This window comes from Myroides gitamensis (genome assembly GCF_029894455.1).
Classification (GTDB): domain Bacteria; phylum Bacteroidota; class Bacteroidia; order Flavobacteriales; family Flavobacteriaceae; genus Flavobacterium; species Flavobacterium odoratum.
In genome coordinates this window covers 2,970,527-2,990,041 of sequence record NZ_JARYHN010000001.1, presented here as the reverse complement: position 1 = coordinate 2,990,041, position 19,515 = coordinate 2,970,527, and the positions used below count along the sequence as shown (strand labels likewise).

23 protein-coding genes and 1 tRNA gene are annotated in these 19,515 nt (G+C 35.8%); 8 read left to right on the top strand and 16 right to left on the bottom strand.

What is annotated here, in order from left to right; genetic code table 11:
- Positions 1 to 316: 316 nt before the first annotated feature.
- The 9 genes from M2306_RS13310 to M2306_RS13270 all read right to left on the bottom strand — a co-directional run bounded on the left by M2306_RS13310 (position 317) and on the right by M2306_RS13270 (position 8,111).
- Positions 317 to 718 (bottom strand): hypothetical protein, encoded by a 402-nt coding sequence (locus tag M2306_RS13310; protein ID WP_259187608.1) that lies wholly within the window; start codon positions 716 to 718, stop codon positions 317 to 319.
- Between the two features lie 234 nt (positions 719 to 952).
- Positions 953 to 1,204: a hypothetical protein gene (locus tag M2306_RS13305; protein WP_259187609.1), complete on the bottom strand. Its 252-nt coding sequence runs from the start codon at positions 1,202 to 1,204 to the stop codon at positions 953 to 955.
- A 138-nt stretch (positions 1,205 to 1,342) separates the two neighbouring features.
- A complete protein-coding gene (locus M2306_RS13300; protein ID WP_259187610.1) occupies positions 1,343 to 1,903 on the bottom strand; it encodes a DUF4240 domain-containing protein in 561 nt (186 codons plus the stop codon).
- 38 nt (positions 1,904 to 1,941) lie between these two features.
- Positions 1,942 to 2,628: a DUF4919 domain-containing protein gene (locus M2306_RS13295; protein ID WP_259187611.1), complete on the bottom strand. Its 687-nt coding sequence runs from the start codon at positions 2,626 to 2,628 to the stop codon at positions 1,942 to 1,944.
- A gap of 54 nt (positions 2,629 to 2,682) precedes the next feature.
- The gene (locus M2306_RS13290) at positions 2,683 to 3,318 is read right to left on the bottom strand and encodes a hypothetical protein (protein ID WP_259187612.1); all 636 of its coding nucleotides are present in this window, start codon (positions 3,316 to 3,318) and stop codon (positions 2,683 to 2,685) included.
- Between the two features lie 11 nt (positions 3,319 to 3,329).
- Positions 3,330 to 3,905, bottom strand: a complete 576-nt coding sequence (locus M2306_RS13285) for a hypothetical protein (protein WP_259187613.1) — start codon at positions 3,903 to 3,905, stop codon at positions 3,330 to 3,332.
- A 112-nt stretch (positions 3,906 to 4,017) separates the two neighbouring features.
- Positions 4,018 to 7,032, bottom strand: a complete 3,015-nt coding sequence (locus M2306_RS13280) for an amino acid adenylation domain-containing protein (protein ID WP_498882883.1) — start codon at positions 7,030 to 7,032, stop codon at positions 4,018 to 4,020.
- Entirely contained in the window at positions 7,001 to 7,132 is a 132-nt protein-coding gene (locus M2306_RS13275; RefSeq protein WP_498882882.1) for a hypothetical protein, read from the bottom strand. The genes M2306_RS13280 and M2306_RS13275 overlap by 32 nt, the downstream gene beginning before the upstream one ends.
- Before the next feature lie 307 nt (positions 7,133 to 7,439).
- Positions 7,440 to 8,111: a 4'-phosphopantetheinyl transferase family protein gene (locus tag M2306_RS13270; protein ID WP_115092279.1), complete on the bottom strand. Its 672-nt coding sequence runs from the start codon at positions 8,109 to 8,111 to the stop codon at positions 7,440 to 7,442.
- 303 nt (positions 8,112 to 8,414) lie between these two features.
- Here M2306_RS13270 and M2306_RS13265 point away from each other — a divergent pair, with 303 nt between their 5' ends.
- Positions 8,415 to 8,963 carry a GNAT family N-acetyltransferase gene (locus M2306_RS13265; RefSeq protein WP_115092280.1) on the top strand — a complete coding sequence of 183 codons (549 nt, stop codon included), beginning with the start codon at positions 8,415 to 8,417 and terminating at the stop codon, positions 8,961 to 8,963.
- A gap of 290 nt (positions 8,964 to 9,253) precedes the next feature.
- Entirely contained in the window at positions 9,254 to 9,460 is a 207-nt protein-coding gene (locus M2306_RS13260; RefSeq protein ID WP_236594079.1) for a hypothetical protein, read from the top strand.
- A 16-nt stretch (positions 9,461 to 9,476) separates the two neighbouring features.
- Here the strand turns inward: M2306_RS13260 and M2306_RS13255 are convergent, their stop codons facing one another.
- Complete coding sequence (locus M2306_RS13255; protein ID WP_115092281.1) at positions 9,477 to 10,013, bottom strand: hypothetical protein; 537 nt, start codon at positions 10,011 to 10,013, stop codon at positions 9,477 to 9,479.
- 530 nt (positions 10,014 to 10,543) lie between these two features.
- On the opposite strand from M2306_RS13255, the gene M2306_RS13250 reads away from it, so the two are divergent.
- Positions 10,544 to 10,882: a hypothetical protein gene (locus M2306_RS13250; RefSeq protein ID WP_259187615.1), complete on the top strand. Its 339-nt coding sequence runs from the start codon at positions 10,544 to 10,546 to the stop codon at positions 10,880 to 10,882.
- A gap of 320 nt (positions 10,883 to 11,202) precedes the next feature.
- On the opposite strand, the gene M2306_RS13245 is transcribed toward M2306_RS13250, so the two are convergent.
- The 4 genes from M2306_RS13245 to M2306_RS13230 all read right to left on the bottom strand — a co-directional run bounded on the left by M2306_RS13245 (position 11,203) and on the right by M2306_RS13230 (position 14,270).
- Positions 11,203 to 11,287, bottom strand: a tRNA-Ser gene (locus M2306_RS13245).
- Positions 11,288 to 11,291: 4 nt separating this feature from the next.
- Positions 11,292 to 12,320: an asparaginase gene (locus M2306_RS13240; protein ID WP_259187616.1), complete on the bottom strand. Its 1,029-nt coding sequence runs from the start codon at positions 12,318 to 12,320 to the stop codon at positions 11,292 to 11,294.
- Positions 12,310 to 13,446, bottom strand: a complete 1,137-nt coding sequence (locus tag M2306_RS13235) for a 1-acyl-sn-glycerol-3-phosphate acyltransferase (protein WP_115092284.1) — start codon at positions 13,444 to 13,446, stop codon at positions 12,310 to 12,312. The genes M2306_RS13240 and M2306_RS13235 overlap by 11 nt, the downstream gene beginning before the upstream one ends.
- Positions 13,447 to 13,499: 53 nt before the next feature.
- Positions 13,500 to 14,270 carry a TatD family hydrolase gene (locus tag M2306_RS13230; RefSeq protein WP_259187617.1) on the bottom strand — a complete coding sequence of 257 codons (771 nt, stop codon included), beginning with the start codon at positions 14,268 to 14,270 and terminating at the stop codon, positions 13,500 to 13,502.
- An 80-nt stretch (positions 14,271 to 14,350) separates the two neighbouring features.
- Between M2306_RS13230 and M2306_RS13225 the strand changes: the two genes are divergently transcribed.
- The gene (locus M2306_RS13225; RefSeq protein WP_002989342.1) at positions 14,351 to 14,788 is read left to right on the top strand and encodes a retropepsin-like aspartic protease; all 438 of its coding nucleotides are present in this window, start codon (positions 14,351 to 14,353) and stop codon (positions 14,786 to 14,788) included.
- 2 nt (positions 14,789 to 14,790) lie between these two features.
- On the opposite strand, the gene M2306_RS13220 is transcribed toward M2306_RS13225, so the two are convergent.
- Positions 14,791 to 15,360 carry a DUF3109 family protein gene (locus M2306_RS13220; protein WP_002989345.1) on the bottom strand — a complete coding sequence of 190 codons (570 nt, stop codon included), beginning with the start codon at positions 15,358 to 15,360 and terminating at the stop codon, positions 14,791 to 14,793.
- A gap of 309 nt (positions 15,361 to 15,669) precedes the next feature.
- Here M2306_RS13220 and M2306_RS13215 point away from each other — a divergent pair, with 309 nt between their 5' ends.
- The 4 genes from M2306_RS13215 to M2306_RS13200 all read left to right on the top strand — a co-directional run bounded on the left by M2306_RS13215 (position 15,670) and on the right by M2306_RS13200 (position 18,437).
- Entirely contained in the window at positions 15,670 to 16,674 is a 1,005-nt protein-coding gene (locus M2306_RS13215; RefSeq protein WP_259187618.1) for an OmpA family protein, read from the top strand.
- A gap of 375 nt (positions 16,675 to 17,049) precedes the next feature.
- Positions 17,050 to 17,244, top strand: coding sequence for a hypothetical protein (locus M2306_RS13210; RefSeq protein WP_002989350.1), 195 nt, complete (start codon positions 17,050 to 17,052; stop codon positions 17,242 to 17,244).
- A gap of 8 nt (positions 17,245 to 17,252) precedes the next feature.
- Positions 17,253 to 17,867 (top strand): FAD-dependent oxidoreductase, encoded by a 615-nt coding sequence (locus M2306_RS13205; RefSeq protein WP_259187619.1) that lies wholly within the window; start codon positions 17,253 to 17,255, stop codon positions 17,865 to 17,867.
- 186 nt (positions 17,868 to 18,053) lie between these two features.
- On the top strand, positions 18,054 to 18,437 hold the full coding sequence (locus tag M2306_RS13200; RefSeq protein WP_259187620.1) for a DUF805 domain-containing protein: 384 nt from the start codon (positions 18,054 to 18,056) through the stop codon (positions 18,435 to 18,437).
- A 112-nt stretch (positions 18,438 to 18,549) separates the two neighbouring features.
- Here the strand turns inward: M2306_RS13200 and M2306_RS13195 are convergent, their stop codons facing one another.
- Complete coding sequence (locus M2306_RS13195; RefSeq protein ID WP_259187621.1) at positions 18,550 to 19,515, bottom strand: PCMD domain-containing protein; 966 nt, start codon at positions 19,513 to 19,515, stop codon at positions 18,550 to 18,552.

The following is a 19,515-nucleotide window of genomic DNA, read 5'->3' as shown; positions in this document are numbered from 1 at the left end:
CTAAAAATGAGCTAAAAGATTGTTCGTGTAGATATGTTTATACGCAAAATAGCTAATTGCTGTGTTGTACCTGTGTAGTCCCGATTAGCAAAGTAAGTCTTGCTTCTTTATTTTTCCCATTGAGCAAATACAACAAGTTGACGTATTAGAAATCGTGCGGGTGAAACAACAGGCGATCCCAATATCATACTATGCATGGTATCGGCATGAACTAAACCCGGAATGTTTTTTGCCTTGAGAGGACAAAATAATAATCGAAGAGCAGTTAGAAAAGAAACTTGTGTTAGATGATAGGAGAATACGGTCATAGCGAGGTTTATTTTGAGGATAGTATTTGATCAATAGCCTCTTGATCTACTCCTAATTCTCTCAGTATATAGGCAGCAAATTTTTTATTTGACAAGCGATAAATATCAAAATCATCCATAAGATTTGTTAGATAGAGCCTTTCGTTAACTGTCATACCAGGCAACGAATCTCGAAATTCTTTTATATTTCGATTTACTTTTTGTTGTAGTTCAAACCAAATAAGTTGGTCTTGCATGCGCTTTTGAATAGCTTCATCACTATCATTATAAATATCGCGAAGAATAAAGTCAGTTCCTTCTTTGAATTCATTAATTCTTAAATTGAAGAGAATCTGTGCAAATCGTTGCTCTGGATGTTGTTCCATATATTCACTTAATAAATCTATTATTTTTTGATGGGATGGATTCATTCTTTTTACTATAAAGCTTAATTAAATTTAAAAAATAGAATTTCATTTCTCTGGTAAAGTCTGAACTTTTTCAATTACTTCTTTTGTGTAATCAAAATGAACCGCTTTACTTTGATAAATGGGGCTATCAAGACCTATGATGCAGCTGTCATCAAAATGAGAAAGTTGTAATACGCGAAATGGTTGTTGGTAAATAGTTAAGGTAGAATTAATTAAATCTAATATTCCGATTTGTTATTTTCTTTCAGAAGTCCACAAGGGAAGAGCTAGTCGTGTACTGGTTTCATCCCAAATGATTGGGCCTCCCGCCCAATTACTTATTTTTATCTTTTTATTTTTCTGATATAGATAACAACTACCCCCTATAGGCGCGCCCATGGCGATTTCGTATAAATCGCCATATTCAATTTTATTTTGCTGATTAGGCGAAATGAGATTTAGATCGGTATTGGAAAAATTCCAAGGATTAGGATAGGTGTTAATCATTTTTTACACAACTAGAGAGCTAATTTAAAGTTTGCCTTTATTTAGTTTTTGTGCCAAAGCGAGATGCAACCAACTACTTGTGATAAAGAATAAAAAAATGAAATATGTTTTTTGTATTGACATGATTCACCTCCGATATTAATTCCAAAAATGCTCGTATAATTTAGGACAAAGCTTTTGCATACTTGCAGGTTCTTCATCGCTCCAATCAAATTCAAAAGAAGGGTAGTTGCCTTCATTTGTATCAAAATTATCTTCATCGATATAATCGTATAATTCTTCTCCCGTTTGATTTTCAAAGGCTTCTAAGGCTACATACCAAAAGCTCTCAAAGTCGAATAAATCATCTTCCGCTTTATCCTTTTGACTAATAAGCGTATCGGGATTGGCTTTTGCTTGTTCATACACTTCTTTTCCTCTAGAAATTACCCAATTTCTAAAGTATTCAAAACCATCATCTGAACAACCGCCATTCATCAAATATCCTGCACACCACATAGCAGAATTATAGGTGTCATATAAAAGTTTGTCCGTTCTCAGACGAAAACCAATAATCTCTTTTGGCGTTAATTTCTCTAAGGCTTGAATCAAATAAGCTTCTTGTGTGTCTTGGGAATCGCTGTGTTGTAAAGAAGCTTCAACGATAGTCCAAAATTGAGTTTCATCGAGCATTTCTGCTGTTTTTTCTATTGTTTTCATAGGACTTTTTTTGAGAGGTACTGGATTAAAAAGGATTTCTATTTGTTGGATTTTAGTATTGCTGGATTCTTTTTCTGCAACTGACTCACATTAAAATAAATTCCAGGTAAGGTATAATATTCTGGATCAAGAGTTAAGAAGTCACACGTACCATCAAAACTTTGACTGATATACTGTAAGTCAAAAAGTTGAAGCATGTGATATTCATGCTCAACCGCAATAACGTGTATTCCTGTTTCACAAGTTAACCCATCACCAGAAGCCATAATTGCTTTTGCAAACCCTTCAAAGTGTTTCGATAGTAATTCTGATTTTTCTTCCTCCCCGTTGAGGTGATAAATATAAGAGAGAAACATCATAGCGGTAAAATCAAAAGGAAATTCATCCAATGCTTCTCGCAATAGAATTTGTAGACGAGGAATATCTTCCATGTCTGGTTCTTTTTTATAATACGTATCAAGTTCTTCATCTTTTGAGAATACTGCATAGGGATTGTAGGCTGTTTGAAAAACATAACCATAATACAAATGCTCATATTGACTTGCCGTGAGAACAGTAGTTCCTGTTTTCAGTTGTTGCATCAATTGAGGATAGTAATAGTCCGATTGCGTATCTTGTATATCCTTTTCAATGGATGAATAATCAGGAGCTTTAAAGTCCGTAATTTGACTAAAGCCTACAATAGATAGGAGTAATAAACAAATGGTAATTGTCTTTTGTAGCATGCCTTTTTTGTTTAAAGATAAAACAATGTGTACCGAAACAATAGAAAAAAGAAATTAATCGTTTAATGAATCCGTATCGTACTTGGTTTTAAAGGCTTGAATCGCTTTTCTTTTTTCCTCTTGGGTGAAGTTTAAGTTGCTGGGCGTAAAGAATTGTTTTTTTAATTCTTGTAGCGCTTTTGTTTTCTCATATTCAAATTCTTTATCGTAGATTTTATCGCTTCCAAAATACAGCTGATCTTCGTGAAAATAGAACAAGCCCCAAGTAAGAGAAGCATCAAAAATCAGTAGATCATCAGCAAAGAAAAGACCTTCCCAATAGTGAAGTACCATTTTCCATGTGAGTAATATGGCTTGCCCACTGCGATCAGCATCAACAAGAACAAAGTGATCAAAGGGAATAGGCTTTTCATACAACCATTTTTTGACGTGCTCCTGTGTATCCGTTGTAATCTCAAAGGTTTCAACAGTCTTAAAATAGCGCTCGTTAAAGGGTTTCCACAATGGACCTGTCACCATTTTAGCACTCGCTATATACTGTTGCACAAAAGTTGTCGCTGCTGCATCGAGGAAGAAAATTTGGTCTTTATGGGTCTGCGGAATATCCGCAGCTTCTTCAGGGGACCATAGAAAAGTCCAAGTCTTGGGAAAATCAGTAGCATGGGTTTTTAGATTGTCAAAATGAACCATTAGCGTACGCTTTATTTTTTAATCTCAATACTTGCAAGGATTTGCTCAAAGATTTGCATTTCATCCTCGTAATGTTTTAGTTGTGATGGAGCTAAAACAATATTCCATAAGTCATGATCTACGAAAACAACCATGCGTTTGACTCTTTTTTGAATCATTCGATCAGTGCTTTTTATATATTCCTCGACTTCAAATACACCTTCTGCTGCAGGTAATCCTTTAAAGGTTGTAGCTTTGGGCTCTTCGATAATACTAAATTTTTTCCAACTAAAGGTGGAGTCATTGTCTACCGAATCTTTGATTGAACGGAAACGACGGGATAAAACTTCTACAGGTGTATCTTCTGAAATCGTTTGACTATTGGGTTGAATAGTTAAATCAACGATATTGTCAATCGAGACGATACTTTGCAATCCATCTTTTTTGTTGCAATCCAAATACAGAACATCCATTTCATTATAATCTGTCAAATTTCGGTATTCCATCGGTATAGTAACCGTTAGATATTTATTGTCAATGGTAACTTTATGTGTACACCCTAGAAATAGAAAGAGCAAAGGAAGAATGGTAGAGGCAATTTTTTTCATAAGCGTAAAGAAGAATTCTATTTTTAATGCTAAAGATACGGCATAAAATATTGTGATTTTAAAAAGAAAAGCGCAGTAACTTACTGCGCTTTTTGTTTTGCTTTTTTAGAAATTAAATAACAGCTAAATATCTCAAATAAGGCTCTAGCATGGTTTTGGTGATAAAAGGCGGAGAAGGCATATCACTATCTTTAATAAAACGCAAGGTGTTCTGTGAATCATAAAAATAGGAGTCTTGAAAGACTTCTTTCAGTGTGGATTCTCCTTGTACTTTGTCCATAAACATCCCTAATAACGGATATAATGGATCATCTTCATTATCTTTCCATTGGTTGAGCCACTCCGTATACGGAACAGGTTTCATTTCAAATCCAAAATATTCATTTAGTCTATCAAAAAAGTCGTGGATAGAAACATCACCCTCAGGAAGTGGAGTTAGGTGAAACTTTTTACCCAAGGCTTCTTTTTGGCGAGAGATACGCACAATACTCTTAGCCATATAATCTACCGGAACAAGTTGAGATTTGAATCCTGTAATGTACGGATAGGCTTTATTGGCAATACAATTTCGAACCAAGGCGCTCCACCATTGATATACGGCAGTAGAACCTGTCTGTGAATTACTCAAGGCATATCCCAAACGGAAGACCATAACAGGTACCCCTTTCTCTTCTGCTTTCTCCATGATTTGTTCCATTACCCATTTACTCTGTATATAACCCAAATCGCGACTAACTGCATCCAAATCTTGATGAAGATCGGCATCTTCCATCGCAAATCGCTGGTTGGTAAACTGATGACCAAAGCTGAAAACGGCACAAGTAGAAAACAAGGATACTGGTTTTACTTTTCCAGCAGCAGCGAATTTAATAACTTCTTGAAGCCCTAAAATGTTGGCTTTTCGTATAATAGAATAAGGTTCAATGAAATTAACTGCACTGCCTGAATGGTACACGCAATCTATTTTATTTGCTAGTACATTGAATTGTGCTTCACTAAATCCTAATAAAGGCTTATTTAAATCTCCAGTCACCACCTGAATTCGACCAGTATCAAACCAATGTACAGGAATTAAGAATTGCTCAAAGGCTTGACGTAAACGTTTGAATCCAATTTGTTCATTTTCGGCACGAACTACACAGTAAACCGTAGCTTCCGTTTGCTTCATTAATTCATCAATCACATGTACACCCACAAATCCGTTAGCCCCCGTCAATAAAACGTTTTTAGGCGAATCCATCGTCGAAGCATCTACTGTTCCTTTAATCGTAATTTCTGGAACTAATTGAGCATCTTCTAACAGTTGCGCACGCATAATCTCATGGGCTTCTCCTTCCTGATTAACCAATCTGTTGAACATGTTCTCTTGAATAATTTGAGCCTGTGATTCAATAGTCTTGTGAACTAGTAAATCTTGTAGTTTGATACCTTTTCGATAAGAATCAGGCAATCGATTATACAATTTAGCTAATAGTAAAGAATGCCCACCCAATTCAAAGAAGTCATCTTGTACTTCAATAAAAGGATATTGTAAAATCTCTGTCCAGATTTTGTAGATTGTTTTTTCAAATTCATCTTTGAATACTTTCGTATCATCTCCTTGAACGGAAGTTTTGGTATACTGATTCTCTAATGCTTTTTTATCGATTTTTCCATTGCTGTTGATTGGAAATTTATCTAGGATGATAAAATCGTGAGGAATCATATAAACAGGTAGACGATGGGTAAGAGCTTCTCTAAACTGTTTAATAAGGGCATGTCTTCCTTTTTCATCAAGACGCAAGTCAGGACATTCTAAAAAAACAAGGAGTTTTTTATCGTAATCGTGATCGGATTTAACGCGTACTACGGCTCGTTCTACCCCTTCCATATTGGCTAGGTTTTCTTCTATTTCTTGAAGCTCAATACGATACCCTCTAATCTTTACCTGGTCGTCAATTCGCCCTAAATATTCAATCTCTCCATTGCTTAACCAACGCCCTAAATCACCCGTTCGGTAGATTTTCTTTCCTACTTTCAGTGGATGGTCCACAAATTTAGCATGAGTGAGTTTAGGTTGACCAAAATAACCACGACTTAATCCAATGCCCCCTACACAAATCTCTCCAACTTCATTCACCGGTTGAATATGCTCTTGATTGAGGATGTAAATATCAGTATTGTCAATAGGAATGCCGATGGTCTGTAAATCTGCCTCGGAATAAATCATCTTACACGTAACCCAAATAGTAGTTTCTGTAGGTCCATAAACATTGCAGATTGTATGTTTACCTGCTAACAAGGCTTTTCCTAAGGTAGTGGAAAGGTATTCCCCAGCACAGATAATGGTCAGCGGTTTTACTCTAGCCCAAGGTGCTGTTTCTATAATCATAGACCAAGTACTTGGGGTGGCCTGAGCAACTGTAATATTGTGTTTTATAATAAGCTCAGCTAATGCTTCTGGGTTGAGCTGATCCTCTTGTGAAGCCACTACAAGCGTATTGCCTGTAAGTAGCACAGAGAAAATATCCAGTACGGAAACATCAAAAGCATAGGTAATTAGGGCTAACATATTCCCCGTTGATTGATGAATAACATTGTTAGTAAAATAACTTAAGGCGTTCACCACACTTTTGTGCTCCACAGCTACGCCTTTTGGTCCTCCTGTCGACCCCGAAGTAAACATGACATACATTAAATGATGCGGTTTAAGGACTCTAGATGGAGTTTCCTTTGAGGCAGAGAGCCAGTCAACTTCTTCCCAAGTGACAGTATTTGCTAAAATTTGATGCGCTTTTTCTTTATAAGTTTCTTCGGTTAATAAGAGAGAAAGCTGAGCAGATTGGCTAATGTGATTTAGTCGGTCTTCTGGATATAAGGGAGGCATAGGTACGTAAGCAGCTCCTGTTTTCATAATCGCTAAAAGAGAGATAATGAGCTTTTCACTGCGATCCATGATTAATCCAATACGATCATCAGGTTTGATTGTGGCTGAATGCAACAGGTGATGGGCCAATTGATTGGCTAATTGATCCATTTCGCGATAGGTCAGCGTTTTGTCTTGGAATATAAGAGCCTGTTTATCTGGTGTTAATCGTACTTGCTCTTCAATTAAATCAATAAGGGTTTTGATCAAATGGATGGGCATGATTAGCGGTTTGATTAAAGGATAAAATCTGTTCTAATTGTTTGGCTGTAAGCGTTGGTTCGTTGATCGTCAGTGGATCGGTGTATACATTTTGGTTCATAATACATTGTAATTGGTTGATATTCATTTTAAAGATGATAAGACCTTAAAGTCATCCCAGGATTAAATAGGAATAAAAGAACTACAGTATCTATGAAAAATATTAGGAGCATCAGAGGAAATAATAGACCTTACCTACTTCTGAGATAAAGAAGAGGTGGAAGATATGATTTCCTGAATATTGAGGGGAAAAGGGGAAAAATGACGTATGAAGGAGGTCGGTTTTAGATTCATACGTCTTGGGCTGAGGATTAATAAATCAGTGCGACTATTAGTATAGCATACCACTATCATGAGGTTAGTCTAACTTAATAGGATGATAGTAACGAATTAATATCATGGATCTGTTGTTTTACTATTTCATTTTGCCTCTTTGTATTGGTTGCGATTGTACAACAATAAACATCAGAGAGCAAAAGTTCCTCTAGGTACCAAATAGTGGTATCCACAGAGGCTATATCATGAGAGATGAAAACGTTTTCCAAGGGGAAGGATAAACCTCTTCCATCTGCTTTTAGACAAGCTTCTTTCTGGGTCCATAATTGATAAAATGCACGATCCTTTTGGGAGGATTGAGCAATTTGAATCTGTTCGTCCTTTCGCAATAGAAAGGTATAATCTTCTTGGGGAATCGGAGTTACCTTTTCAATATCGACGCCAATACTAGGATTAGAAGTCAGCACACAAATGATGAAATCATCGGAGTGCGAAATTGAAAAAGAAAGACTACTTTGAGCAATAGATGGCTTGCCGTTGGTATCTGTTGTTAGCTGTTGAAGGAGCGCATTACCATCAAAACCAAGTTGGATGAAACCATATTTGAGGAGTAATTTTCCTAAAATACTGGCTTCTTGATCAGCTCTGTTTTTATACTTCAAAATAGCGTTTCGAATAACAGTTGGAAAACTGTTGATTTCTCGTTCTAATTGTTCAAATTCTAAACATAGTTTAGAGCGTTGTAAATAAAAAGCATAAATCATGACGCTGGGTTCGTTGTAAAAATGAAATATACCGCTTCATCAAATAACGTAATAAATTGAAATCGTTGCAGTATGAAATTGTCAATTTATTAGGTTAAAAGTAAATATTAATTTACTTATATACAATAGATTGTGTGGTAAAAAATACAAATAATGTAAATTTAGTTTTTGATAATTATCGCTTTTTGTAGCAAAACAAAGGGATGGATAAAGGAAAGTTCTCAATTTTTAGTATGTTGTTTTTTTAGAAGAAGTCAACTTCTTTTTTTCTTACTTTTAACTTTTAGACTAGAATAACTATTTATGTTAGATTTTAATTTTACTACCTCTCCTATATTAGAAACAGAACGTTTAATCCTACGTCAAACCAATTTAGGAGATGCTCAAGGCATGTTTGCGATGCGTTCCAGTGCAGAAGTGATGCAATATATTCCCGTTCCATTAGCAACGGAACTCAAAGAAGCGGAAGATTATATCAATTCCCTACAAGAACGAATGGAAAATAAGGAATGTGTCAATTGGACCATCACCTTAAAAGAGAATGGTGAAATGATAGGAACAATAGGGTTTTATCGTATGAAATTACAACATTATCGAACGGAAACGGGGTATATGTTACTTCCTCAATACTATGGCAAGGGCTATGCTTCAGAAGCAGTACAACGATTAGTTGAGTACGGATTTGATGATTTTGGATTCCATTCCATTGAAGCAATCATTTACCCAGATAATGTAGGTTCACAACGGGTACTAGAAAAATGTGGCTTTGTACGTGAAGCTTATTTTAAAGAAAATGAATTTCATAACGGTAAGTTTGTGGATACAGCTGTTTACTCGATAGTGGCTGGATAAATTACCAACTTTAATCAAGTGCACCAAAAGATAAAAGATCGTTATCTAGGTCATCAGTTTCAGTATTGAAATAGAAATAAGTCATTCCAAATGAAATGCAAATGTTTTTACATTTTGGACTGTTTTTTGTTACTGTGTTAGAATAGTAATTCTAATTATTTAAGTCATGAAAAAGTTAATTTTAATTTTATTTGGAATGGGATTTCTTTTTTCCAATGCCAGTGAGACTACACCAGTTTTAATGAATTTTTGTTTTGATGGTATACTTGCAATCAGTTGAAATATTGGGTATGATGAAGTTTTTTTTACTATTCTTTAGGGTATTATGCTGTTCGTGTCAGGCTACAATGAAGCATTATAGTATAGTACAGACAAGAGATGCCATTGTCCATTCATCGGTTCCTTTAGACCAAGAACATGTATTGAAACAGTTTGATAGCCTTAGAATTAATTTAGATGCCAATGAAACAAAAAATGCACCAATTCTACTAAAATAATTCAGTAGGAATATGATTATTCAATAGTAAGGTTGGGAAATCGTTCTTTAAATTTAGGTAAATCTCTTTCTCTTTGATCCGTAAGTGAAATAATTCCTTGATGATAATTAAAGTAAATCTCTCCTATATATTTTATTTTTCCTTTTTCGATGGTAAAATCTAAGTTTTCTAAAGGGATGTTAGCCATTTTTTGTATATAACCTCTATTGCTATGTAATCGTAGAAGAGTAAAAGCATATTTTCCTTCTACTTCTCTAATTGAAAAAAAGTAAACAGCTTTAGTGTTATCCGCAAAGTCAGGTTCAAATTTCATCTTCCATATTTGATGAGGACGTATCGTCATCATCCTGCGTTGTCTTAATTTTTTGTCTCCTTCAGCTTGATAATGATAGAAGTATTGATTAAAAATCGGTTTTTCATTTTCAAAAGCGAATGTACCAACAATCATACCCTCAGTTGAACTTTCAAAATGTTGTGGAATTTTTGTAGCGGTTGTGGTAGCACAAGATGTGAATAAAATAAAAAATAAAAAAAATAGTAAGATTCTATTCATAACTGTTAGGTTTACTTTAATAGTATTTTGTAATATTGGCACAAATTTACATGATATTCTTAGATAATAACATGATTATAAGAAACAAAATCGGTTGTGATAAATCATGATTACCTCTGTTATGTTTCGATTTTTATTTATAAGGTTTTTTTAGTAAAACTACACTATCAATAAAATTGTTTTCCTCATTGGGAGGATGGGCTCTCTGTTTAGAGTTTTGCCAGTGTATAGGTTTTATGAATAGTCCTGTAGCAAATTGCTTTCTTCCTTCTTTCTAGTTCAACCTACACGTATTCGTAATAAGGACTAAGCTTTATTCATTTGTTCTACTCCTAGAAATAATAAACAACAAATTTAATTGATGTATTTCCTTAGTTTATGAGCATTTGAAAGTGTTTTTCGGACTTTTAATTCGGATAGTTATGGTTAATTTTTTGCCTACTACTTATTATTTTTGGATAAAAAACATTGCTTATTGTATTTATTTAAGTTAAGTTTATGTTTAGTTTAACATTAAAATTTATAAAAGTATGAAGAAAAAAATGTTTGTATTAGCAATGGGAGTGTTTTTTGTTGCTAGTAGTTATAGTAATGCTCTAATGATTCAATCAGAATTTAATTTTTCAGTTGAAAATAATGCTAATGCTATTCAAGACTCCGTTGAATTTAAAAATTTTAAGCGATTATATATTGATTTTTTAGATAATGTTATCAGTATGGATGATTTCCTTTATGGAGATACAAGTTTGGAAATAGCGAAAGCCTTTTTAGAGAAAGTAGGTCTACCAGATTATGGAGGTTATACAGCAACACAAGATATTGTGGGGTTTGCTTTAGTTCAATACCTTATCGCTTTAGGTGATGCATAACTAGTATTTTTAAAAATTAGACTTTTGCTCTATAATAAAAGAATTTATATAAATACGGAAAAACCAGTATTGCAGTGCTTTGCTGGTTTTTTTGTTTATAGCTTTTTAGAAAATCAGCGCTTTGCGCGAGGAATATCATAAAAGGATTACCTCCGCTATGCTTCGGTTTTCCCTAATAATTGGCTTTTTCACAAGAAAAACCACGCATTCGTTGCACTCCTGCTTGTTTTTTTATTTGTAACGCCTCTTAGAAAAGCAGAGCTTTCCACGAGCCTTATACAAATAAAAAAACCACCAACATCCGTTGGTGGTTTTCCTTGCAGAGAGGAAGGGATTCGAACCCTCGATACGTTGCCGTATACACACTTTCCAGGCGTGCGCCTTCGACCACTCGGCCACCTCTCTCTATTTATACTTCCATTTCGCCACAAATCGGCGTTTCGAAAGCTAATTTAAAATCTACAATATCGGGTTGAGCCAATAAGAACATCAATTTGGTAATCGCTGCTTCTGTTGTAATATCTTTCCCAGAAATAACGCCAATCTCTTTCAATTCTGTACTCGTTTCATATTTCCCCATCATAACGCTACCACTAGAACACTGGGTCACATTGATCACCTTAAGTCCTTTCTGTGTGGCACAGCGCAATGTTTCTAAGAACCACGGTTCTGTAGGAGCATTCCCTGAACCATAAGTCTCTAGTATGATTCCCTCTAAATTTGGGATGGCCAATATAGCCTCCAAAACCTGTTGTTGAATACCTGGAAACAAGCGCAAAATCATCACATTGCGCGACATTTTTTTATGAACGGTCAGCGGCAAAGATAGCGGTTTTTGTATCAATAACGAATGATTGATACGCAAATTCACCCCTGATTCTGCTAAATGCGGAACATTGGGAGAGGTAAAGGCATTAAATAGCTCTGCACTTACTTTAGATGTGCGATTTCCGCGGTATAATTTATATTCAAAGTACAAACAAACCTCCTGAATGACAGGGGTATTGTTTTCTTGTAAAGCTGCAATTTGAATAGCCGTGATTAGATTTTCTTTTGCATCCGTACGCAAATCTCCAATAGGCAATTGAGAACCCGTTAAAATAACAGGTTTGTGAACATTCTCCAACATAAAACTCAAAGCTGAAGCCGAATACGACATCGTATCTGAACCATGTAAAATCACAAATCCATCAAAACGGTCGTAATTATCTTCTACAATGCTCGCCATTTGTACCCATAAATCCGGTTGCATATCCGATGAGTCAATCGGTACATCAAACGAATAGGTTTCTATAGCACAATCCAACAAATGCAATTCGGGAATGCGTTCAACCAATTGATTAAAGTTAAACGCGCGCAAAGCACCCGTTTTAAAATCTTTAACCATACCGATTGTCCCACCCGTATAGATTAGTAAGATAGCTGGCTTATTGTTCATCTTGTAACTTTAATTTATTCACTACAGGATTTGCATACATCGCTAAGAAGTTATCGACTACTTTTTGCTCCTGTTTGTTTACGCGTAGCTCTAAACGACGTTCGAACAACTGTTTTTCCTTCTCGCTATAGCGATCTGCAAATTTGTTCGTATTATTTAGAATATCATACGCGATATAATTGGTCGGCCATAGGTGGTAATTGGTGATGATCGAATGGTCAATCACTTGAGCTAAGGCCTGTAATTGTTTATTGGGTTTATCTGCAATGGCTTTGATTTGGTCTAATTCCGTATCAATCACATCCCCAACGTGAATGTGAATTCCTTTCTTTTGACCAATAATTCCACTGTATAAATTGACAAAATCCTCATTTTTTTCCTTGATGTACGCTTCATTATTCGCGATAGCTAATAATTGAGGCATCTTCAAGGCATCTGTAGGATCATATTCATAAGAAATAGAAACAGGTACGATTTTCAACTGTTTGAAATAATCCATTAAGTTTTCATCACCTGCATCCATACCAAGCATTTTTAAAACACCTGTATGTGTGGCATCATTGCCATCTTTCGTTCTTCCTTCGCGCTGTGCAATCCACACCGAACGATTCTCTTCTACAATAAGACTGTGAATGTATTCTGACATCAAACGAGAACTTTCTAACAATTCTCTTGGTGTTACTTTACGACGAACTAAAAAGTTTCGGTTCACTTTGGCTAAAGCCAATAAAAAAGACTTCTGTACCAAGTTGTCTCCAACGGCAGAAGCAGTCATTGTTAAGCCGTGATCTTTTAAGGTTACATTCAGTAAAGACGTATCCATGATGATATCACGGTGATTGGATATATATAAATAAGCCGTATCTTTTTCTAACTTCTCAAAACCAGAAGTTGAAAGTCCATTCGAACTTTTTTCTAAGATGCGCAGAATAGAATAATAGGCAAATTCCTCTTGAAATTGCTGTATCGAGGTTACTTTGCTCAAATCTTCCATCCATTGCTGTTCGGTTTTATTTGGAAAAGTAAAACCCATTAACGCTTTGACCATAGGGTGCTTAGAGATTCTTTGTAGGACCTCATTGACCTCGTGATCATGGTAATGGCGTATTGAATCAAACTTAGACATTAGTGTTTTAAATATTTATGTAAACTTAAATGTTATGTTTCTATGTTGTACAATTAGATTCCAAAAACTGCTTTTGAATTGGCAGTCGTTTGGTTTGCAATTGTTTCCAATGGAAGCTCGTATAGTTCTGATAGCCTTTCTGCTATGTTGAGAATATAAGCGCTTTCATTTCTTTTGCCTCGAAAAGGCACTGGTGCAAGATACGGAGAATCAGTTTCTAATACGATATGCTCTAACGGTATTTTGTTTAAAAATTGATCAATTTTTCCGTTCTTAAAAGTAGCTACACCGCCAATTCCCAGTTTGAGGTTGTAACTCATGGCTTGCTGGGCTTGCTCTTCCGTTCCCGTAAAGCAGTGAAAAATACCCCGAAGTGCCTGGTCTTTTTCTAGTTCTAAGACTTCAAAAACTTCGTCAAAAGCATCTCTACAGTGAATATTAATCGGTAACTGATGCTTTTTCGCTAGCTGAATCTGCTGCTGAAAAGCTTCTTGTTGGATGGATAATGTGGTCTTGTCCCAATATAAATCCACGCCAATTTCCCCAACAGCATAGTATTTCCGACGTGCTAACTCTTGTTCTACAAAAGCAAGCTCTTGTTTATACGTCTCTGGTTTTACATCCGTAGGGTGTAAGCCCATCATCAAAAAGATGCAATCAGGAAACGCCGCTTCCAAATCAAACATCGCTTGAGCGTAGCTTGAATCGATAGCAGGTATAAAAAAACGCGTAACTCCATTTGATATTGCGCGATTTATTGTTTCTTTGCGATCTTCCGCAAATGCATCTGAATAGAGATGTGTATGAGTATCGGTAAAAATCATGCTTTGGTAATATTCTACAAAGTAGTATCTTTCAAACTACAAAAGTACCTTATAAAAAGTATTAAAACTAAACTTAATTGATGGAAAACTATAAAGATTGGTTAAAAAAAGAACGCTATAAACAAATCCGCTTCAAAATAGCGCGAACAAACCACCTTTTTGTACGTGTAAAAGTAAATGGAGTATGGGGAGATTTTATCTTAGATACGGGCGCATCTAATAGCTGTATCGATTTTCAAAGTATCGACCATTTTAATTTAACTACTTCAGAATCAGAAACAAGAGCGTCTGGTGCTGGAGCAAATGGGATGTTGACTCAGGTGAGCTACCATAATGAAATTCAAATGGGACGATGGAAAAAAGATAATTTCAATTTTGTCTTGTTGGATTTGAGCCATGTGAATACCGCACTCACAGAGTATAAAACCAAAAATGTCCACGGAATTATAGGGTCTGATGTGTTCGCATTAGGTCAAGCAATTCTCGACTACGGACAACAGACCCTATACGTGAAGTAAGTCTATTTCTTATAGTATTCTTTGGCTACTAATTCCAGTTCTTCGTACCACTCAGAACCGTATTTTCGCGTCAAAGGATCTTTTAAAAATTTGTATACTGGAACTTCTAGTTCTTTTCCTAAAGCACAAGCATCGCTACAAATATGCCATTTGTGGTAATTCACTGCTGAAAAAGAAGAATATTCCTTGATTCGAATAGGGTATAGGTGACAAGAAATCGGTTTTTTCCAATCGATTTTCTTCTCCAAATACGCCTTTTCAATCCCGCATAAAGCCATGCCATTATCATAAATAACATAGGCACATTCTCCGCCGTGAATTAAAGGAGTTTCAAATTCCCCATCTTCACCTAGGATATAGGTTCCTTGTTGTTCAATAGCCGCAATACCTTCAGGACGTAAATAAGGTTTTACCGTTTCAAATATTTCATCCAAAATAGCCGTTTCTTCCTTCTCTACGGGCGCTCCCGCATCTCCATCAATACAACACTGACCTTTACAAGCCGTTAGATTGCACACAAATTCTTTTTCTAAAATATCTTCCGATACTAAGGCTGAACCAATTTGAAACATGTTTATTTATTTTTTTGAGGCTACAAAATTACGAATCTTTCATGGATGTTGACCGCTTCTGCTCGTTCAACCGCTATTTTATAATGATACTAAATTAACTGCTTGATTTTGAGCTCCTATTTAGAGCGGTTTTGAAAGGAATAAAAGTCAAACAAAAAGAAAAAGAGCAGAATAAAAACCGTAAGACGACTGACTTTCATAAGAAGATGAGACAAAGAAATTAAAAAAAATGATTTCTTAAACCAGAATATATTGCATGTTTCAAAATTTAAATCGACTTTTAATGGATAAACTAAAGACTATAAAAACATGAAAAAAATAGCGTTATTGTTTGTTGCAGGAGTAGCTTTTATCTCGTGTAAACAAACGCCAAAAGAAGAGAATACTCCTGTGGTGGAACAACAAGAAGAGGTTCCTACAACAGCAACTGAAACGACAACAACGGTAGAGACCACCCTTGATTTAACTAAAATTCCTTACACTACAGCAGATATTGGGGATTTCCCATATTTAGCTTTACCAAAGGGAATAAAAGAACTAAATAAGCCTTTGTTGAGTGCGTTTGACGTTTGTCTGTTTCCTGTAAATGGCGTGATGACTGAAGTAGAAGGTAGATTGTATAAAGCCAACTTAACAGCTGAAAGTGGGGAGCAATTTTCAGAACGCTTTTTTAGACGCAGCATGGACGACTATTTGAAATCAATTGGAGCAGTAGAGATCTTTGATGGAAGTATTACACAAGAAGAATATGACCGATACAATAAGTTAGATCCGCATAAAGGAGATGAAGGAGATATCGGATATGCAGGCGAGCCCATTAAGTTTTATATCATTCGCCATAAAGAACAAGGAGATATTTACATTCAGTATACGGCAAATAATGCTGCAGCTAAATTGAATGTACTTCAAACAAAAGCGTTTGAACAAACCATGACCAAGATTACAGCAGATGAAATTGCTAAATCACTTGCGGAAACAGGAAAGTCGATTTTGTATATCAACTTTGACCACGATCAATCGACGATTACTCCAGAAGGCAAAGAGGTAGTCAATGAAATTACTGCGGCCCTACAAAAAAATGGTCAATTGACGATTGCTATTGAAGGGCATACAGATAATGTAGGTGATGCGGCTCACAATAAGAAGTTATCCACTGCTCGTGCACAAGCCGTAAAAGCAGCTTTAATCGGACAAAAGATTGCGGCTACTCGCTTAACTGCTGAAGGATTTGGCGCTGAACGTCCTCTAGTGGCAAATGATTCAGAGGCTAACAAAGCTAAAAACAGAAGGGTTGAATTAAGAAAGACAAATTAATAGCGAAGGCTCCTCCAAAGGGAGCCTTTGTTTAATGATAAAAGGAAGAATAGCCTTGACTTATGTTAAAACCTCCTTTTTTGCGGGCGTTAATTTTTATGTAAGATAAAATAATGAGCAGGTTCAATCAGAAAGAAAAGCAATCAGTTATAAAATAACAGGATATAAAGGTCAGGAAAACGAGGAAGAGAAACTTCTCTAAAGGGGAGGAAAGAAAACGGAAAGTTCTCTTTTTGTGTGTTTTGCAAACAAGAAGGAGAGGGAAAGTTGCAAACGATGGCGTTGTTAAATTATATAGTAGGAATGTTAAAGAGGCTTCTACGTGATTTTTATTTTGTACTTTCGGACAATAGAATTAAAATCTTTTTAGAAATAATGAAAATATTCAGTTACATTATTATTGCATTTGTTGTTGCCTTAATTGTATTAAATATCACAATGCTTGATTTTAATAACTTATTTCAAGGGGACAGTTTGATTGCTATAATTGGTATTGTAGCACTTTTATGCGCAGTTTGTATTCTGTTGATTTACAGAACTTCAAAGTTAATTGACGAGAAAACAAAATAGATCAAAAGATGTTGGTTTATGATGTTTTAATTATTGGAGGAGGCGTTTCTGGCGTTTCTTGTGCTCAAGTGTTAGGTAGCGCTGCCAAAAAAGCTTTCATGGAAGGAAAGACAATTGGTATTGTGATACACCAAAAGGCAAGTATGCTTCAAGATGCCGTTTTTAATAATGCTTTTGGTATTCAACCAGGCACTTTAGGAAGTGATTTACTTACACAAGCCAAAGAGAATTTGAAAATCTATGCTAACGTGACTCAAATTGAGGGTGAGAAGGTAAGCCGTGTACGAAGAAATTCAGCACAGCTGTTTGTTGTAGAGACGAATAAAGCCGAATATGTAGCACGGATGGTAGTCGTAGCTGTTAATTCAAGTAATACGTTTGCCATTGAGGGATTGATGGACTATGTGGAACCCCACAAAAAGTCTATCCCCACAAAGAATAGAATTCAATTGAAAAATATAGATCACCTTGTAGCCGAGGGGATTTATGTAGCAGGTACATTAGCGGGACACCGCAGTCAACTTGCTATTGCAGCTGGAAGTGGTGCTGCTGTTGCAACAGATATCCTGACCCTGTGGAATGATGGTGTTGAAACGCATAGCCATGACAGCATTAGAAAATAATAATATTAGATCATTTTAGTACCTAAAAGGATATTCTTCGGAATGTCCTTTTTTTGTTTACAGTTCACGGTTTAGTTTACAGTTCACAGTAAACCAGAACTCCCCATTTATAGTGAACTTTTCTTCTTTTTTACACTAGTTTCAAGAAAGAATTTTACATTCGTTCTCATAAAACATAAAAAAAAGATGGAACTGAATTTTACTACATTAAAAGAAAACTTTATCAATATTTTAAAAAATCACTATACAGATTTTAATGGACGTGTTAGACGTAAAGAATTTTGGTCATTTACATTGGTTAGTGTGATCATTTCAATTGCTTTCGGAATCGTTGATTCACTCTTAGGAACGATTGGAATAGGCTTTACAGGCTATATTTATAGTTTAGCGGTTTTACTTCCTTCATTAGGACTTTTAGCTCGTCGTTTACACGATACTGGAAAAAGTGGCTGGTGGATGTTGTTAGGGTTAACAGGAATTGGTGCTCTTGTCGTACTTTATTTTGCTTGTATTGATGGTACGGTAGGACAAAATGAATATGGTGCTGATCCTAAAGCAGGAGAGAGATAAAATCATATGGTGTGAGGGAAGGTGAGTAATACGTAATTTTTCTATAAAAAAGGAAGGAGTTTTGATTAAAACTCCTTCCTTTTTTTATGTCCTATGTAGATCTTTTTAATTGTTACTCATAAACCAATCCTACATTGTCAATCCACAGCCTGCTATTTTCGTTTCCGATATAAGCACCTCCGTTACTCGAAGAGAATTGAACAATAAGATGGGTAACCGGATCATCAGCATTTCCCCAGCCTTCCTCAATAATTGGTGTCATTTTTCCCTTGCTATTGCGGGTGTAATCTGTGAATTCACCGGTGCGAAGAGCCATTTCCTTTTTATAGATGGCTTGATTTCGGATGTCGCCATAATTAATTTGAAGTTGGAAATTGTTTTTCCATTCTTTTTCCGTTGTCGTTAGGTTCAACCAAGCTGTTCCTATGCGTTTTGCATGTACTTTACCATCCTTGTCTTCCCATCTATTTTGCAATAAGATGCGAATCTCAGCCTTGTCTTTTTGATTTAAAACCGTTCCTTTTCCCATGCCATTCACGCGACTAGAAGTCCCGCCTGTCGTTACTTTATAGTCAAATTGTAAAGCCTTCGGCTTTTTGGTAAAGGGAATTCCTGTTACGAGTTTACTCTGTGGATTCTTCGTGTCAGTAATAGGTTCGATCATTTCACCTAAGAAAATCGTTCCACTAGCTAAAACATTGATATTGATTACGCCTAATACTTTAACGCGTTCTATTTTTGTCTCTAAACGAGCCGCATAGCCACCGCTTCTCTTTTCTGGGAAGACGGTAACACTACCTTTGGTAATTCCACTTACAACAGCCAATACAGAAGACGTCGCCCAAGGGGAACGCGTGTTCTTATATGGGGTGTTATCTTTAAGGGTGTCTTTAGTATCATTAATGGAATAGAGGTAACGCGTATTTCCTCCAATCAATAGGGATTCTTTAATCTCACGTACTTGCCATTGGTTCATATTTCCAAAAGGAAGTAATTCGAAACGCTCTTTCTGTGCCCAAAGACTCGTGGATAACAAAAGGCCAACTAGAATAGGGATCAGTCGTAAATAAGTCTTCAT

Coding starts and splice junctions, on each gene's coding strand:
- M2306_RS13310 (WP_259187608.1), bottom strand. CDS start 718: ATGAATCCATCCCATCAAAAAATAATAGATTTATTAAGTGAATATATG.
- M2306_RS13305 (WP_259187609.1), bottom strand. CDS start 1,204: ATGATTAACACCTATCCTAATCCTTGGAATTTTTCCAATACCGATCTA.
- M2306_RS13300 (WP_259187610.1), bottom strand. CDS start 1,903: ATGAAAACAATAGAAAAAACAGCAGAAATGCTCGATGAAACTCAATTT.
- M2306_RS13295 (WP_259187611.1), bottom strand. CDS start 2,628: ATGCTACAAAAGACAATTACCATTTGTTTATTACTCCTATCTATTGTA.
- M2306_RS13290 (WP_259187612.1), bottom strand. CDS start 3,318: ATGGTTCATTTTGACAATCTAAAAACCCATGCTACTGATTTTCCCAAG.
- M2306_RS13285 (WP_259187613.1), bottom strand. CDS start 3,905: ATGAAAAAAATTGCCTCTACCATTCTTCCTTTGCTCTTTCTATTTCTA.
- M2306_RS13280 (WP_498882883.1), bottom strand. CDS start 7,032: ATGCCCATCCATTTGATCAAAACCCTTATTGATTTAATTGAAGAGCAA.
- M2306_RS13275 (WP_498882882.1), bottom strand. CDS start 7,132: ATGAACCAAAATGTATACACCGATCCACTGACGATCAACGAACCAACG.
- M2306_RS13270 (WP_115092279.1), bottom strand. CDS start 8,111: ATGATTTATGCTTTTTATTTACAACGCTCTAAACTATGTTTAGAATTT.
- M2306_RS13265 (WP_115092280.1), top strand. CDS start 8,415: ATGTTAGATTTTAATTTTACTACCTCTCCTATATTAGAAACAGAACGT.
- M2306_RS13260 (WP_236594079.1), top strand. CDS start 9,254: ATGATGAAGTTTTTTTTACTATTCTTTAGGGTATTATGCTGTTCGTGT.
- M2306_RS13255 (WP_115092281.1), bottom strand. CDS start 10,013: ATGAATAGAATCTTACTATTTTTTTTATTTTTTATTTTATTCACATCT.
- M2306_RS13250 (WP_259187615.1), top strand. CDS start 10,544: ATGAAGAAAAAAATGTTTGTATTAGCAATGGGAGTGTTTTTTGTTGCT.
- M2306_RS13240 (WP_259187616.1), bottom strand. CDS start 12,320: ATGAACAATAAGCCAGCTATCTTACTAATCTATACGGGTGGGACAATC.
- M2306_RS13235 (WP_115092284.1), bottom strand. CDS start 13,446: ATGTCTAAGTTTGATTCAATACGCCATTACCATGATCACGAGGTCAAT.
- M2306_RS13230 (WP_259187617.1), bottom strand. CDS start 14,270: ATGATTTTTACCGATACTCATACACATCTCTATTCAGATGCATTTGCG.
- M2306_RS13225 (WP_002989342.1), top strand. CDS start 14,351: ATGGAAAACTATAAAGATTGGTTAAAAAAAGAACGCTATAAACAAATC.
- M2306_RS13220 (WP_002989345.1), bottom strand. CDS start 15,360: ATGTTTCAAATTGGTTCAGCCTTAGTATCGGAAGATATTTTAGAAAAA.
- M2306_RS13215 (WP_259187618.1), top strand. CDS start 15,670: ATGAAAAAAATAGCGTTATTGTTTGTTGCAGGAGTAGCTTTTATCTCG.
- M2306_RS13210 (WP_002989350.1), top strand. CDS start 17,050: ATGAAAATATTCAGTTACATTATTATTGCATTTGTTGTTGCCTTAATT.
- M2306_RS13205 (WP_259187619.1), top strand. CDS start 17,253: ATGTTGGTTTATGATGTTTTAATTATTGGAGGAGGCGTTTCTGGCGTT.
- M2306_RS13200 (WP_259187620.1), top strand. CDS start 18,054: ATGGAACTGAATTTTACTACATTAAAAGAAAACTTTATCAATATTTTA.
- M2306_RS13195 (WP_259187621.1), bottom strand. CDS start 19,515: ATGAAGACTTATTTACGACTGATCCCTATTCTAGTTGGCCTTTTGTTA.